The organism is Marinococcus luteus (assembly GCF_034497705.1).
In the GTDB taxonomy this organism is placed as follows: domain Bacteria; phylum Bacillota; class Bacilli; order Bacillales; family Marinococcaceae; genus Marinococcus; species Marinococcus luteus_A.
Genome location: NZ_JAXRUV010000008.1, coordinates 101,719 through 116,848, shown reverse-complemented (window position 1 = coordinate 116,848; position 15,130 = coordinate 101,719). Strand labels below are relative to the sequence as shown.

Annotated in this window: 18 protein-coding genes; 4 read left to right on the top strand and 14 right to left on the bottom strand. The window is 50.8% G+C overall.

The genetic code is table 11. The features are described 5' to 3' along the window. Positions 1-151: 151 nt before the first annotated feature. The 5 genes from Q9M42_RS12835 to Q9M42_RS12815 form a co-directional block, all read right to left on the bottom strand. A complete protein-coding gene (locus Q9M42_RS12835; protein WP_322526866.1) occupies positions 152-961 on the bottom strand; it encodes an ABC transporter ATP-binding protein in 810 nt (269 codons plus the stop codon). Continuing rightward, a complete protein-coding gene (locus Q9M42_RS12830) occupies positions 961-1,989 on the bottom strand; it encodes a FecCD family ABC transporter permease (protein WP_322526865.1) in 1,029 nt (342 codons plus the stop codon). Before Q9M42_RS12830 ends, Q9M42_RS12835 begins: the two co-directional genes overlap by 1 nt. Continuing rightward, positions 1,986-3,014: a FecCD family ABC transporter permease gene (locus tag Q9M42_RS12825; RefSeq protein WP_322526864.1), complete on the bottom strand. Its 1,029-nt coding sequence runs from the start codon at positions 3,012-3,014 to the stop codon at positions 1,986-1,988. Before Q9M42_RS12825 ends, Q9M42_RS12830 begins: the two co-directional genes overlap by 4 nt. A 1-nt stretch (position 3,015) precedes the next feature. Next, complete coding sequence (locus tag Q9M42_RS12820) at positions 3,016-4,068, bottom strand: iron-siderophore ABC transporter substrate-binding protein (protein WP_322526863.1); 1,053 nt, start codon at positions 4,066-4,068, stop codon at positions 3,016-3,018. Between the two features lie 420 nt (positions 4,069-4,488). Beyond that, entirely contained in the window at positions 4,489-4,752 is a 264-nt protein-coding gene (locus Q9M42_RS12815; RefSeq protein WP_322526862.1) for a hypothetical protein, read from the bottom strand. 558 nt (positions 4,753-5,310) lie between these two features. Here Q9M42_RS12815 and Q9M42_RS12810 point away from each other — a divergent pair. The 3 genes from Q9M42_RS12810 to Q9M42_RS12800 are packed head-to-tail and all read left to right on the top strand — an operon-like array spanning position 5,311 to position 7,150. Then, positions 5,311-6,003 (top strand): aspartate/glutamate racemase family protein, encoded by a 693-nt coding sequence (locus Q9M42_RS12810; RefSeq protein ID WP_322526861.1) that lies wholly within the window; start codon positions 5,311-5,313, stop codon positions 6,001-6,003. A 19-nt stretch (positions 6,004-6,022) separates the two neighbouring features. Beyond that, on the top strand, positions 6,023-6,319 hold the full coding sequence (locus Q9M42_RS12805; RefSeq protein ID WP_322526860.1) for a hypothetical protein: 297 nt from the start codon (positions 6,023-6,025) through the stop codon (positions 6,317-6,319). Positions 6,320-6,325: 6 nt separating this feature from the next. Next, positions 6,326-7,150, top strand: a complete 825-nt coding sequence (locus Q9M42_RS12800) for an alpha/beta fold hydrolase (RefSeq protein WP_322526859.1) — start codon at positions 6,326-6,328, stop codon at positions 7,148-7,150. 44 nt (positions 7,151-7,194) lie between these two features. On the opposite strand, the gene dgoD is transcribed toward Q9M42_RS12800, so the two are convergent. The 4 genes from dgoD to Q9M42_RS12780 form a co-directional block, all read right to left on the bottom strand. After that, a complete protein-coding gene (gene dgoD / locus Q9M42_RS12795; protein WP_322526858.1) occupies positions 7,195-8,343 on the bottom strand; it encodes a galactonate dehydratase in 1,149 nt (382 codons plus the stop codon). Continuing rightward, positions 8,340-9,287, bottom strand: a complete 948-nt coding sequence (locus Q9M42_RS12790) for a 2-dehydro-3-deoxygalactonokinase (RefSeq protein ID WP_322526857.1) — start codon at positions 9,285-9,287, stop codon at positions 8,340-8,342. The genes dgoD and Q9M42_RS12790 overlap by 4 nt, the downstream gene beginning before the upstream one ends. Next, positions 9,284-9,922 (bottom strand): bifunctional 4-hydroxy-2-oxoglutarate aldolase/2-dehydro-3-deoxy-phosphogluconate aldolase, encoded by a 639-nt coding sequence (locus Q9M42_RS12785; protein WP_322526856.1) that lies wholly within the window; start codon positions 9,920-9,922, stop codon positions 9,284-9,286. Before Q9M42_RS12785 ends, Q9M42_RS12790 begins: the two co-directional genes overlap by 4 nt. A gap of 125 nt (positions 9,923-10,047) precedes the next feature. Beyond that, positions 10,048-10,806, bottom strand: a complete 759-nt coding sequence (locus tag Q9M42_RS12780) for an IclR family transcriptional regulator (protein ID WP_322526855.1) — start codon at positions 10,804-10,806, stop codon at positions 10,048-10,050. 102 nt (positions 10,807-10,908) lie between these two features. Between Q9M42_RS12780 and Q9M42_RS12775 the strand changes: the two genes are divergently transcribed. Next, positions 10,909-11,124: a hypothetical protein gene (locus tag Q9M42_RS12775; protein ID WP_322526854.1), complete on the top strand. Its 216-nt coding sequence runs from the start codon at positions 10,909-10,911 to the stop codon at positions 11,122-11,124. Positions 11,125-11,171: 47 nt separating this feature from the next. Here the strand turns inward: Q9M42_RS12775 and Q9M42_RS12770 are convergent, their stop codons facing one another. From Q9M42_RS12770 to Q9M42_RS12750, 5 genes are all read right to left on the bottom strand, one after another. Beyond that, complete coding sequence (locus Q9M42_RS12770; protein WP_322526853.1) at positions 11,172-11,942, bottom strand: acetoin reductase; 771 nt, start codon at positions 11,940-11,942, stop codon at positions 11,172-11,174. A gap of 137 nt (positions 11,943-12,079) precedes the next feature. After that, a complete protein-coding gene (locus tag Q9M42_RS12765) occupies positions 12,080-12,433 on the bottom strand; it encodes a flagellar protein FlaG (protein WP_322526852.1) in 354 nt (117 codons plus the stop codon). A 29-nt stretch (positions 12,434-12,462) separates the two neighbouring features. Then, positions 12,463-12,648: a putative motility protein gene (locus Q9M42_RS12760; protein WP_322526851.1), complete on the bottom strand. Its 186-nt coding sequence runs from the start codon at positions 12,646-12,648 to the stop codon at positions 12,463-12,465. A gap of 145 nt (positions 12,649-12,793) precedes the next feature. After that, a complete protein-coding gene (locus tag Q9M42_RS12755) occupies positions 12,794-13,165 on the bottom strand; it encodes a hypothetical protein (protein WP_322526850.1) in 372 nt (123 codons plus the stop codon). A gap of 92 nt (positions 13,166-13,257) precedes the next feature. Further along, entirely contained in the window at positions 13,258-14,850 is a 1,593-nt protein-coding gene (locus Q9M42_RS12750) for a hypothetical protein (RefSeq protein ID WP_322526849.1), read from the bottom strand. Between the last annotated feature and the right edge of the window lie 280 nt (positions 14,851-15,130).

Genomic DNA, 15,130 nt, shown 5'->3' with positions numbered 1-15,130 from the left:
CGTGAGAATATTCCTAGAATGCCTACAAACTAAACAAGACTGCCCTTTTAACGGCCAGTCTCGATTTAAAAAGTTGCTGTATTCGCTTTTCGAGCATGAATCATCCTTAGATATACCTTAACAGGCTTAAATAAAAATAAGGTTATTGATACTATTCTCCGCTTTGATTATGATAGCGCCCCTTCGGCACTATCAGAGGTGAGAGCGATACGGGATCCTCGATAACAGTGCAGTCTAAATCGTAAATGTTCTTCATCATATCTGATGTAATAACCTCAGATGGCGTCCCGCTTGTCACAAGCTGTCCTTCACGAAGGGCAAAAATATGGTCAGCATAGCGGGCGGATAAATTTACATCATGAAGCACCATCACAATAGTCGTACCGTGCTTACGGTTCAGATCGGTTAACAGGTCTAAAATCTCGAGCTGATAGGTGATATCCAGAAATGTCGTAGGCTCGTCCAGAAATAAAATATCGGTCTCCTGCGTCAGGGCCATCGCAATCCATACGCGTTGCCGCTGGCCGCCGGAGAGTTCATCGATGTTCTGCTCCGCGAGCCCGGTAATGTTCATCGTTTCCATCGCCTCTGCAACCGCCTGATAATCCTTCAGACTCCACCCCTTCAGGAGCGACTGGTGTGGGAATCTGCCTCTTCCGACCAGGTCTGCGACCGTTATGCCCTCCGGCACAATAGGGGATTGCGGCAGCAGCCCCAGGGTCCGTGCCAGCTGCTTGGACGGAATTTTATGTATTGCTTTGCCATCGAGAGTGATCTTCCCTCCCCGCGGTTTAAGCAGACGGGCCATGGCTTTCAGAAGCGTGGATTTCCCGCACGCATTCGCGCCGATAATCGTATTGATCTGATTGCTCTTAATCTGCACGTTGATGTGGTCAAGCACCGTTTTCTGGTCATATCCGGCGACAATGTTTTCTGTTTGGAACTGATGAGTGGATTTCATTATAAACTTCCCTTTCGATTCATTCGAATGAGCAGATACAGCAGAAACGGAGCACCGAGCACACCTGTAATAATGCCAACCGGAAACCTCGTATCAAATGCGAACTGGCCGAGCAGGTCCGCAGCCAGCACAAGATTGGTGCCGATCAGGCCGGAGGGGATGACGCTTGTGAAGCTATTTCCTATCAGTCGTTTGGCGATGGGCCCGGAAAGAAAAGCGACAAACGCAATCGGACCGGTTACCGAAGTCGCCAGAGCAAGCATCCCTACTGAACTGATAATAAGCAGTATTCGCGTCACATCCGTATTTAACCCGAGAGACACAGCTGACTTTTCGCCGAGCTCGAGTATACTTAAATGTCTCCCAAGCGCTATAACCACTGGCGCACAAACCAAGACCCCGATGATTAACGGCAGCATAGCATCAAGCTGCACCCCGTTCAGGCTGCCGCTTAACCATTGCAGCGCCTTCGACAAATCCTCCTGCCGGCCGATCAGCTGCAGGTAAGAAATAAACGCGGTGAGCATTGCCTGAACGCCGATACCAATCAATATCAAACGCCCCGTGGAAAACGATCCCGCTTTTGAAAAACCATAAATAATGATGACGGTGGCAAGTCCAGCAATCAGTGCGGCGATGGAAACGATCCCATCACTCGTATGCAGGACGAGAATGCAAAAAAGAGCCGCCGCACTTGATCCCGCGGTAATGCCCAGTATTTCGGGGTTGGCCAGCGGATTTCTCAGCATCGTCTGAAAGACGTTCCCGGCAATGCCAAACGCAAACCCGGCTAAAAGCCCGGCAAGCATGCGCGGCAGCCGGATCGTGTTAACCGCAAAGGAGGCGCCGCCGGACGTATCCCCGGTCAGCGCCCGAAATACCTCCGGCACGGAATAAATCGTATTGCCAAGCAGCAGCATGGCACAGCAAAGCGCCAGACAGAGCACCACCAGCAATATATTAACAATCATCCATCGCCGTAGGCGCTGCCGGCGTTCAGCAATGATTACATTTATCACATTATTCATAACGACCGCACTTTCATTCGCATAGCTAAAAAGATTAACAGCGGGGCACCGATAAATGCCGTCACCACCCCCGCCTCCAGTTCACCCGGGCTGACTACAATCCTGCCCAAAACGTCCGCTGTGGTAAGTATGATGGCTCCGACCATCGCAGATATTGGAATAATAAAGCGTAAATCAGGGCCGAGCAGCAGGCGGATGAAATGAGTGGCCATAAGCCCGATAAAGCCTATCGGTCCGGCAAGCGCCGTGGCCGCCCCGCATAGGATAACGCCCGCAAAGGCTGCAACGATTCTCAGCACCCCGGTACGGACGCCCTGCCCGGTGGCCACCTCATCTCCCAGGGCCAGCGCGTTGAGCGCCGAAGCCGAAAGCACAGCCAGTATGATTCCTACCACTAGGAAAGGAGAAAACGCTAAAACGCTGTTCCAGTTCCCGGACCCGACGCTTCCCACCTGCCAAAACCGGAACTGATCCAAAATGTCCGACCGCGGCAGGATAATCATGCTGATGATAGAAGACAAAGCCGCGCTTGTGGCAGCTCCGGCCAGCACGAGCTTCAGCGGGGTCGCCCCAGCCGGCCCCATCGAGCCTATTCCGTACACGAAAACGGCGGTGATAATGGCCCCTGAAATCGCAAACCCGATGTACTGCCCGGCCGTGCTGATATTCCAGAACGCAAGACCTGCCACTACAAACAACGCCGCTCCGGTATTCACCCCCAGGATGCTCGGGTCAGCAATCGGGTTCCGGGTAACGGCCTGCATGAGCGCTCCGGATATGCCGAGAGCCGCCCCGCAGCAAAGGCTGAACACCGTCCGCGGCACCCGTTCCTGCACGACGCTTACGGCATATGACTCTGTGCCGGAGTAGGATAATCCGGTTGTAATTTCCTCCCACGTGAGCGTCCGTGCCCCGAAAATAAGGGAAGCGAGCACACAGACAACTAGAGCGGCAGAGAAGAAAACAAGCACTTTCGTCAGGTGCTTCGGTACATATACATTGGCAGCGGTTCTTTTTTTCACCATACTACTCATCGGATTCGTCGAGCGCTTCTCCAATCAATTCCAGGTAGTCATCGATCGTGTAAGGAATCGACAGAGCGGTTGGTGTGCCCGATGCTCCCAGTTCAGAGCCATCCTCTACAAATGCTACATTTCCTTCTTCAACAGCAGAGATCTGTCCGAGTTGAGGATCGGCACGGACGGCTTCATACAAATCCTCATCCCCGTAGCCCATGATCAGATCGACGTCATTAAGCGCATCCGCATTTTCAGCACTCATCGTTACCGAAAACTCCGACTCATCTTCGACTAATTCTGTTACGCTTTCGGGATTTTCGAACCCTAATTCATTTAAAAAGGAGACACGCGGATCAGCCGGCGTGTAAAAATGCAGCTCGGACAGATCATTGGCGGAAAAGTTTACCCATGCGACGGTTTTGCCCTCGATCTCGGGATACTCGGAGGCTTTTTCTTCAATCAGGTTTTCCGTTTCTGTAATAAGCTCTTCGCCCTCGTCTTCCATGGCCATGCCCTTCGAATTTAACCGAATCTGGTCACGCCACGAGGTGGTCCACGGTGATTCCGGATAGGCAACCACCGGGGCAATTTCGCTCAACAAATCATAATCCTCCTGGGTAATACCGGAGTAAGCGGCAAGAATGACATCGGGATTGCTGTCAGAAACAGCTTCAAAGTCGAGGCCGTCCGTATCCTGGTACACGTTGGGATCTTCGGCCCCAAGTTCATCCAGCTTTTCCTCCGTCCATGGCAGAATGCCTTCATCATTAGTAACACCGAAATTGGCCGCCGAAAAACCGACAGGCACCTCGTCGAGGGCAAGCACCGTGTCCTGGTTCCCCCACTGCACCGTCGCCACCCGCTCCGGTTCCCCTTCAATGACCGTTTCCCCAAAGGCGTGATCGATCACAATTTCCTCTTCCTCATTATTTTCCCCCGATCCGGACGTTTCAGCCCCGCCGGAATCATTTTGGCCGGAACAGCCGGTAAGTGCTCCTATTAATCCTACAGAAGCAGCAGTAATGCCCAGTACACGTTTTTGATTTCGAACGATCCCCATGTTTTCTCCCCCATATACGCTTATGTAATTACTTATCAACAGTGATAATGATTATCAATATCGATAAATATAGAGGAAATTTGTGAAAATGTCAAACGAGTATATAGTCTTTCTTGAATTTATTTTCTAGACGTCTTTTTCTGCTATTACTGTATAAAAACCTGCTGCCGGAAAAGACCGTCCGGTTACAAGTATCCCGGCCTCGATGACCATCCTCTCCATCTTAATGAGTGATGGTGATGATGTGTCATCCTTCTACCCCTTTCTGATCAGCCAAAATAAAAAAGATATTAAAGATTCTCATTATCTTTAATTAAACAAACTATAGCATCCGCTTTTTCACTTGTCCATTATCCCACCCAACATTAAGAAGCTACCTAGTGGCGAGGGCAGCCCCTTACGTCTTTATCGATAAAATCATTACCTGTTTTTCTGTCTGCTTTCTGTTACGGCGGACGATTCACGCAGAAATTTTTCAAACAGCGAAAGGTTCGACATGATCGTGACAATCCATTCATTTGCCTGAAACTCTTTTACACCTTCGAACAATTCTTCTTCATCGCTGCATTCCACGATCGTATATCCTTTCTGCTTCCATCCATCCACATTCATATCCTGGCGCCGGCCGACAATTACTTCGCGTTCTTTTGAGCTGTAGCAGTAAATAAATGCAGAAGCGGTCATTTTTTTAGCCTCTTTTCTGTAAAATTGGACCCGACATATAAAAAGCCAGTACTAAGAAGCTTTCTTAGTACTGGCTGCGAGGAAAAGCGTTCTTCTTTTCAACTACTGCCGGTGTATTATGTTCTATGCTGGCAATCGGACTGGTCGGTCTTTAGGACGTATAAACATAAAAAACCACAGAGATATGTTGATCTCTGCAGCTTATCTATCAGCGCTGATTGTCTGAAGATTTCCGCTCACTCTGTGTTGAAAAGTATTTCTTGTTATTCCAAGCTCCGGTCGCAGAAATACAGACGCGGGCTTTTCAGGCTTTGGTTTATCGTATATGATCATTCGTATACACCAAAATATCGTTTCACTGGCAGTGCATTGACTGGCGCTTTTGTCCATAATGCTAACCGCCTTAAGCTAAAATTCAGTTTCCATTTTTATACTAAAGCTATTTACTTATACCTTAATCATAACACAGTTTGTATGGTGCGCCAATTAAGTATGACAAAAATAGTAATATTAAGCATGTAACGGCAGAAAGATACCATTGGAAAAGGAGTGAAGGCTATGCAAACTATCGGACTGCTCGGAGGCATGAGCTGGGAGTCCTCCGCGCTGTACTATCAGCTGATTAATGAGGAGGTAAACCGCCGGCTCGGCCGCCTGCATTCGGCCCGGTGTCTCCTGTACAGCGTCGACTTTGAAGAGATTGAACAAATGCAGGCCGCAGGCAGCTGGAAAGCAGCCGGGGAACTGCTCGGAGAAGCGGCCAAAGCTCTTGAACGGGGAGGTGCCGACTCTATTGTGCTCTGCACCAACACGATGCACAAGGTCATCGGAACGATCGAAGATTACATAAATGTGCCGGTTCTCCACATTGCAGAAGCAGCCGTTCGTGATATCCGGCGGCAGAACCTTACCCGTGTCGGGCTGCTCGGCACTAGATACACGATGGAGGAAACGTTTTACACCGGCGGCCTGCAGGAAGGCGGCCTCGGGGTAAAAGTTCCCGGCCCGGAGGCGCGTACGGAGATTAACCGCATCATTTTTGAAGAGCTCTGCCACGGTATCATCCGCCCAGTATCCAAAAGCTATATGCTCGAGGTGATGACGCAGCTGCGGGAAAACGGGGCGGAGGGTATCGTTTTAGGCTGCACGGAGCTCGGCATGCTGATCGCTCCGGAGGATACGGATCTGCCGGTGATCGATACGACCCGCGTCCACGCCCTTGAAGCTGTGAACAAGGCACTCGGCAACTAAACGCTATGGAGGTATGATCATGGAATGGTTTCAGCATTACGGCGTGATGGGCGCTGTCTTTTTAACCGCTGCGCTTCTGGTCGTATTCAGCCGGCTGCTTGCCCGGAAACGGAGGCGGCCAGGACTTGTCGTCACTATTGTCTGTGCGCTTCTGCTGCTGTCTGCTGCCGGTGCAGCTGCCTACGGCTGGTGGGAAGCTTCAAACCCCATCACTGCTCTCAGCTTCGTATTTCTCGCTGCCATGGTATGGCTCGGTGCCGGAACCGGTCTTTGCTTACTCGGCATCCGAAAAGCATTAAAAACTTCAAAGGGGTGAGCTTTCATGCAGCACTGGAGCTTAACAAAAAAAATCCGTACGACGCATGGAAATGTACGCTATGATGTGCAGGGCAGCGGGCCGCCGCTCGTGCTCGTCCACGGCACACCGTGGTCGTCGTTTAACTGGCGCCACCTGCTTCCCGCTTTGGAACGCTCATATACCGTCTACTACTATGATCTGCTTGGATACGGCCAGTCGGAAAAGCGTAACGGGCAGGACGTCTCGCTCGGCGTGCAGAACCAGATCCTGGACGAGCTGCTGAACGCCTGGAGCCTTGATGCCCCTATCATTATCGGCCATGACTTTGGCGGCACCACCGTGCTGCGTGCCCATCTGTTAAACGGGCGTTCCTTTCAACGGATGATTCTGATCGATCCGGTTGCTGTGGCGCCGTGGGGCTCATCGTTTTTTACCCACGTGTCCAATCATACGGAAGCCTTTCAGGGCATTCCGGACTTTATCCACGAAGCGATGGTCGAGGCCTACGTCCAGGGCGCGGCCTACAAGCCTATGACGGCAGAAACGCTTGCGGGTATTAAAGCGCCGTGGCTCGGCATGGAGAAACAGCCCGCCTTTTACCGGCAGATGGCCCAGGCCGACCAAAAGTACACGGATGAAATTGAACCCCGGTACGGAGACGTTTCTGTCCCGGCCTTGATTGTGTGGGGCGAAAACGATGCCTGGATTCCGGTCGACCGCGCCCATACGCTTCATAAAGCTATTCCGGCCTCCCGTCTGGAGCCCATCCCAGATGCCGGCCATCTTGTGCAGGAGGACGCCCCGGCGCACCTGCTTGCCTGTATCACCGACTTTTTACGCAGAGGATAAAAATATCCAGCACGCTCTTTTGGGAGAGCATGCTGGATTTCTTGTTACCATTCGGCAATCGTACCGTCTTTATGCCGCCACACCGGGTTTTTCCAGTTGTGGCTTTCCTTGGCGCGCTCGCGCACGTAGTCTTCATTGATCGTGATGCCAAGGCCCGGTCCCTGCGGCATTTTCACCGCTCCGTCCTCATAGGCAAATACACTTTTGTCTTCAATGTAGTCGAGCAGGTCGTTGCTCTGGTTGTAGTGAATGCCGAGGCTCTGCTCCTGGATGAAGGCGTTGTGGCTTGTAGCGTCCACCTGCAGGCAGGATGCGAGCGCAATCGGTCCGAGTGGGCAGTGGGGCGCCAGCGCGACGTCATAAGCTTCTGCCATCGTCGCGATTTTTTTGCCTTCCGTGATGCCGCCGGCGTGCGATAGGTCCGGCTGGATAATATCGACCCATCCGTTTGCCAGAATATTTTTAAACTCCCAGCGCGAATACATACGCTCGCCGGTCGCAATCGGAATGTGCGTATGCTGGCGCAGCTCCTGCAGCGCCTCCATGTTTTCGGTCAGCACCGGCTCTTCGATAAACATCGGATGGTACGGCTCCAGCTCCTTGGCGATCACCTTCGCCATCGGCCGGTGCACGCGTCCGTGAAAGTCGATGCCGATGCCGACGCCTGTACCGACGGCTTCCCGGACGGCTGCTACGCGGGCGACCGCTTCTTCCACCTTATCGAATGTATCGATGTACTGCATTTCCTCCGTGCCGTTCATTTTAATTGCCCGGAAGCCGGAATCCACAGTTTCCTTCGCCGCTGCCCCGACGTCGCTTGGACGGTCTCCGCCGATCCAGGAGTAGATGTTGATATTGTCCCGGCAGGCGCCGCCCATCAGGTCATAAATCGGAGCGTTGTAGAACTTGCCCTTAATATCCCAGAGCGCCTGGTCAATGCCGGCGAGCGCGCTCATGTGAATCGGTCCGCCGCGGTAGAAGCCGGAGCGGTACAGCTTGTTCCAGTGGTCCTCAATCCGCATCGGATCTTCCCCGATCATGTATTCCATCAGTTCATCAACGGCCGCCTTAACCGAAGCAGCACGGCCTTCCACGATTGGCTCGCCCCAGCCTTCGAGGCCTTCGTCAGTCGTAATTTTTAGAAACAGCCACCGCGGCGGCACCTGAAATAGTTCGTAGGATCGGATTTTCATCGGGATTCCCCTTTCGTTTGTTCCAGATTGGCGAGCTGCAGGGCTCCCTGAAGCGACGCTTTTTCAAGATCGTGTTTCGTAAAGACATAGATCGGGCGCTCCTGCTTTTGCTCGAGCACATGCCGGTACGCCTCCTGCATCGCCCCGTGGCCGCCAAGATACAGCCAGTCAGAACCATCAGCGGCATGTTCAAATGCTTTCATATCCTCGTACAGCACTGCACCGAGCAACAGATTCGCCCGTGCGTTTTCGGTGTAATCAGCAAACAGGTGGCGCAGGCGCACGTAATACGCCGCGCGCGTGAACCCTTCCGTTTCCGCCAGGTCCCAGCCCTCCATCAGCACCTCCGGCTCGAGCGATTCCACGAGCTTCGGCCCGACCGAATCGGATAAAATCGTGGATGTCCGGAGCGCGGAGAGCGTTTCGCCGGCCAGGGTGGATGTGCAGCTGAGCAGCCGCGAGCCGTCTTCAACCCGGATGTATTTGGTATGAGAGCCCGGCAGAATGATCAGGCCGCTGCCTTCAGCCGGCGTATGACGCAGCATGCCGAACGCTTCGACCTCTTCGCCGCGCATCACATCGACCGGCTCCTCACCGTTTTTCATGCCGGTAATCCAGTGCCAGCGCCGGGCATTGTAGCGCTCGTGCACCGTACGCTCGGCGAGCTCCTCCATTGTGAGCGGCGACGGGGCGTGGGGCACCTCGCGCATGCCGATGTTCGCCGTCAGCATGCCATAGCCGACCACGTCGCGGAACGTAAAGTGGGCAGCCAGCGTGTCCAGCTCGTTATCAATCAGCCGCTCAAGAAGCGAAAAGTCCTGCTCCATCGCCTGGTTGCGCACGCCCTGGTCGAGCGACACGCGTTTTTTGACCTCAAGTGTTTCCGTATCCACGACCCGGATGCGCGTGTTGGTGGTACCACCGTCAATGACAATCACGTTCATTGGCTTCCGCCTCCCTCCCGGAGAATGCCGCGGGCTTTTTCCATGTTGCGGGTCAGCTGCTTCATGTCTCCGCGTTCAATCGCTTTCGGGTCCACCACCTGGCTGCCAAGACCGACCGCATGCCAGCCGTTCTGCAGGTAGTCCTGCATGTTGTCGAGCGACACGCCGCCGACCGCCATCGCACGTACGTGCGGGAGCGGACCGTGCACGTCCTTCAAATAGGAGGCTCCGAACGCGCGGATTGGGAAAATTTTCACCATTTCCGCTCCGGCTTCGGTCGCCTGCAGAATTTCGGTCGGTGTCAGTACACCCGGAATGACCGGAACGCCGTAGCGGCTGCCTGTTTCAATCGTTTTTGCATCAAGCGTCGGGGCGAGCAGAAATTCCGCGCCGGATAAAATGGCGGTGCGCGCGGATTCGGCGTCCAGCACTGTGCCCGCGCCAATGTGCAGATCGCTGTGGGTAGCCTTCGCCCATTCAATCGCCGCAAGCGCACCCGGCGTGTTCATCGTTACTTCGAGCACCCGGGCCCCGCCGGCGTATAACGATTCAATCACCTGCTGCAGCTGCGTTTTGTCGCTGCTGCGAATAATCGGCACTATTTTCTCCTGTTCAATCGTCTGAATAATACTCATAGCCGTCGCCCTCCTTTTGTTCCTTATTAAGGAACAATGTTCCGTATTATGAATAAAAAGAAAATCTCCTGCGGGAAATGTCGCTTACAGTGTAGCAGACCACGCGACAGATTGAAAGCGTTCTTTTAATGGCCAAGCTCCTGCGATATGGCTGCCGCCGCCCGCCGCACCTGCTGAACGGTTTTTTCCCAGTCGATTGTTTCTGCGTTCATGTGCGGCATCGTTACACTCACCGCCGCCACTGCCCGCCGGTGGAAATCAAAAATGGGAGCCGCTACACAGGTAACACCAAGCTCGTGCTCCTCCCGGTCATAGGACACGCCTTCCTGCGCGATTTGTTTTAGTTCGGTCATCATGTCTTCTTTGGACGTAATCGTATGCTGTGTGTGCTGGATCATTTCCTGCTCGTCCACCAGCTTGTTCTGCACGTGCCGGGGCTGAAACGCAAGCAGCGCTTTGCCGACGCCGGTGCAGTAGAGAGGCGCTTTGCGCCCGACGCGGGAAAACAGCCGCAACCGCGCGTACGTTTCCACTTTGTCAATATAGACGACCTGGGCGCCTTCAAGCTGCACGAGGTGCACCGTGCTTTTTGTCGCCTTCGCGAGGTCATGAATGATTTCTCCAGCCGCTTTTCGCACATCGATGGATTCCGCCACCCGCTCGCCCATTTCCATGAAAGTGAACCCGAGCGTATACACGTCGCGCTCGTTTCCCTGCTTCACATAGCCCTTCTGTAGAAGCGATGCCAACAGCCGGTGCACGGTGCTTTTGGCAACGTCCAGGCGGTTCGCAAGCTCTGTCACGCCCAAACCCTCCGGTGCTTCCGCGAGCAGGTCAATAATACGGAGAGCGCGATCGACGGCCTGGACTCCGTTTGTATTCATGCAGCCTTCCTCCTTTCAGTACTGCAGTCATCGTAGCATATTTTTCTCGTATGTTAGTATAAAACTACATGACAAATGGAAAAGTAAGGAAAGGAGGTTCATATGTATTCCCGCATGTTTGTGGATGAGCACTGGAATCTGATTACGAGTATTATTGGTAATTTTGCTGTGATGTTTGCGATGCTGATCGGTATTGACGGTCTTTCTACCGGAGAGCCTCCGAGTATGGTCAGCAAGATAAGTCTGGCGGCAGCTATTGCCCTGCTTCTTTGTGTTGGTTCCGTACGGAAGTTCCGGAAGTATCGGGAAGAGGAATAAAAAAGCGCCTATCCTGAAGGATAGACGCAGATGATTTAAGCATACTATTAATTGTAAACAATTCCGCCGTCGATCAGGACGGCCTGGCCGGTCATGTAATCCGAGTCCGGAGAAGCCAGGTACGAAACAAAATTAGCTACGTCCTCTGGTGTCTGCGGGCGTCCCAGAGCAATTCCGGCGGTGAATTTCTCGAATGCATCGCCTGGTTTTTCGAGCCCCATCTCTTCGACCATCCGGGCATCGATGCGCTCCCACATACTCGTTCCGACCACGCCAGGGCAGTAGGCGTTAACGGTAATGTTGTCCGGCGCCAGTTCCTGCGCGGAGGCCTGCGTTAAACCTTTAACCGCAAACTTGGTAGCTGAATAAATGCCGAGCATCGGAAAGCCTTTATGGCCGGCAATACTGCACGCGTTAATAATTTTGCCGCCACCTTGTTTTTTCATCTGTTCGGCCGCTGCCTGAATCCCAAAAATAACGCCGTTCACATTCACCGCGAAAATTTTCTCGATGTCTTCTTCCTCTACTTTTAATAGCGGAGCAACGTGGTCAATGCCTGCATTATTTACGAACACATCCACGCTTCCGAAATGGTCCACGGCTTTTTTCACTAGGTCGTTAATGTCCTGCCTGCTCGTTACATTGGCTTCCACAGCCAGGGCTTCATTGCCACTGTCTTTGATGGCCTGCACCGTTTCCTCCATTTTCTCTTTATCAATATCGCTGATCACAAGGTTGAATCCATCTTTCGCAAGACGCGTCGCAATACCTTTCCCAATTCCCTGGCCCGATCCGGTAACGACTGCTGTTTTACTCATTTAATCTCACCCTCCATATAATAGATTCAAACTAATACTCCTTACCTTTTCGCCCCTTTCCATAAACCTAAATCATGACTAAAGAATCAAAACTTTTATCACTAAAAAACGTCCTCCCGAAGAAAGACGCTTTTCACTTACCATTTTTCGTCTACCAACAGCCCGGCCTGGCGAAGGATTGAAGCATTAAAATCGAGAAGCGATTCGGGCGGAATTTCCCGCACGACCTCCTCTGTCTCGCGGTCGATTACCTGCACGTACACCCGCTCCGTGTCTTCGTGCACGTTAAACTTCAACCGTGTTAAATGCGGATCGAGAATCGCACTCAACGTTTCGACTGATTTTTCCACTTCCTTCTTTGTCACGTGAAGTGCGGAATTGGTTTCTGCTGCCACCAATTCGTTCGGCGTTACTTTTGAAGCGTCTACAACACCCGCCTCCCGCTTCGGCGAAGCTCCTTCGCCTCCGGCTGATCGAATAGAAACATCCATCTCCCGCCTACCTCCTCCTGGGATGATCCCTATCCCTTTACGTCGATCGACTGGCCTTTACCTGAAACGACGCTCTGCATCGTCCCGGCCTGGTTACCGCCAGCCATGTCATCGAACAGCTCGGCACTCTGCTTCGACGCCGTATCCATCGACTGACGCATGAGCGATATGTTCGCCTGCTGCTGCGCCTGCAGTTGACTGCTTATGATTGACACACTGCCGACATCGATACCATCACCTCCCTTCCATAAAAGTATAAAAAAGGCCCCGGGACGCCGGAACCTCTGGATGTATGCTCATGTTGGGTGAAAGTGCCTCAGTTGTTTATAGTATCGGCAAAAATTCGCAGGAGTGTAGTGTTTAAGATAATACGTATGGCTGGAAGTGCCGCTCCAGCTCACGTTGCAGTTTCTTAATGTTAGGAATTAAGGTAAATTGGAAAACTTCCTGAAGTTTGGCGTAGGAGCGGCTTTCTAAATGAGTGACGACTAAATCTAAATTCGCGCAAACGTTGGTGAAGTATTTCTCTGCCACCTCAGTGTTTTCGATATTTCTTAGTACCGATCGTGATGATCGTTCTACCGCAGTGAAGCTAAGAATTATATCTTCCATAAGCTGAACCGCTTCGGGATAACTTCTTTTGCTGAGTTGTTTTTGAACATAGATCAAACCTTCTAACATTGTTTCGGTAATGCCCAGGTTTTGTTTCATGACATCTAGATAGTTTTCCATGGGATACCTGCTTTCTGAATTTTATTTAATATTCTATCGTCGTAAATCTACAAATCTCATATAATAAGTTTACAAACATAAATTTATAATTATTAACGCCCTAGTTTCCCCCGCTCGTACATATAGTTATCGTAAGCTTTACTGATTCGCTGTTTTTCTATTACAGCTTTTTCAGCTAATGTCTCAAATGACTGTTTTGCTTTCTGCCTGATTGTCTCTTCTGCTTGTAATACATGAAGGTAGAAGTCTTTCTTCATTTTGTCCCGGTTACTATCTGCTTTCTCTGCTTCTTGAATAGTACTCTCCAGGATTTTTTCTAAGTTTTGTGAATTCACCTCATAATACTTAAAAAATTCAATAGCTTCAGCATATGTCCCCTGCATGTCTTGCTTCCATTTTTCCTCTGAAAACTTTGTCAGCGCTCTATCCAGAATCCTATAACGTTCTTTAAACCATAATTTTGTTTTCCTGTAAGCTACGTCTTCATAGCTCGGACAAATCATCCTCTTTAGAAAAGACGGTCTTTCATATTCTTCATCCAATTTTCTTTCTATTTCATAAAGCTCCTGTTTAATGGATCTTAAAACAGTAGGGACTTCTTCCAGGAATAAGCGCTGTTTTTCTACAACGTGAATTTTTTGATGCTCAAATTTTTGCTTATATACTTCCTGAAGCTTTTCATTTGCCTGGTTCAAATCTTGATTTACCCCGGCAACCATTTCCTTTAGAGTTGACTGGGCCTTTTCCTGTTCTCGAGCCAACAAATACTGAGCTTTGTTAACTTTACATTCATAGTCATGAAACGCCTCTTTCATAGCGATTTCCTTCACAGCGTTCGACCCTGATTTCCCAACAACAGCACCAACTATACCTCCGATAAGTCCTCCAACCATAAAGCCAAAAGAACCTCCAAAACCACCTATAAACGCCCCTATTAGCGCTCCGGCGAAACCGCCAACACCAACGCCTGCAACATCAAGCCCTACATTTTTCACAGATGCTCCCAAGTCCGTTTTATTCTGGTTATGAAGTTTCACTTCCCGGTAAGTCGAGATAATTAGACTCACTACCGGGATGCCCGCTCCCATTGTAGAATCAAGCTGGTTCACAGCATTCAAGCTCTCCCCCGCTATTTCTTGTATTGTTTCAGCAGAAACATCATCCAGTACCATCACATTGTCATACCCTTCATAATGAGCCCCTAAATCAGCATTGGTGATCACAGGAATATCGGGGTACTTTTCGAAATGTTCGGCAATCACTTCAGGAGACTGGCCACCTTTTATTTGCCAAGGTTCACCATCCAGAAGCACATCCCAGCCTTCCTGGTTTGCTGTCTCTGGCAATTCCACCTCGTACCCCATATTTTCCAGCACATCTACTGAATGCATTTCCATGACGTATCCTTCAAACCTCGTCATCCATCCCTCTGCCCCCGACGTATTTAACACATCAAAGTATTTATCGTCGATATGATCCACTAGCGTATTAAAGTTTGATAAATCTTCTGCAAAAGCGAAATCCAAAGCATCCATAACCGTCGGATCAATCTGTGAAAAATAATACATAGACGGAGCAGAACCAACGACTCCTATTCCTGCTGCCTCTTTCCATCCGTGGATGAACTTCGGTATAGACGATTGGTTTATCTGTTTATTGTTCACATTATTTATCGGGATTTCCATTCGCAATTGTGATTCAGCTGGCAGAATAGCTGCAATATTGTTAGAATACCTCTTTTCCCGCCAGTACCTCCAGACGCAATACCCCCCTGCCCCTGCTAGTACAATAAAAATAAGTACCTCAAACACCCTAATCACAACCTTTTTATAAAAAAGTTTTTAATTCTAATTCAATAGTTTTGTTTAGCCCCCAATAGAAAGACACCAATGACTTACTTATCAATAGGAAAAGAACCATCAAAATCTAAAAAACTCTCTGCTAGCAGTTCTGTATTTGCTCTAC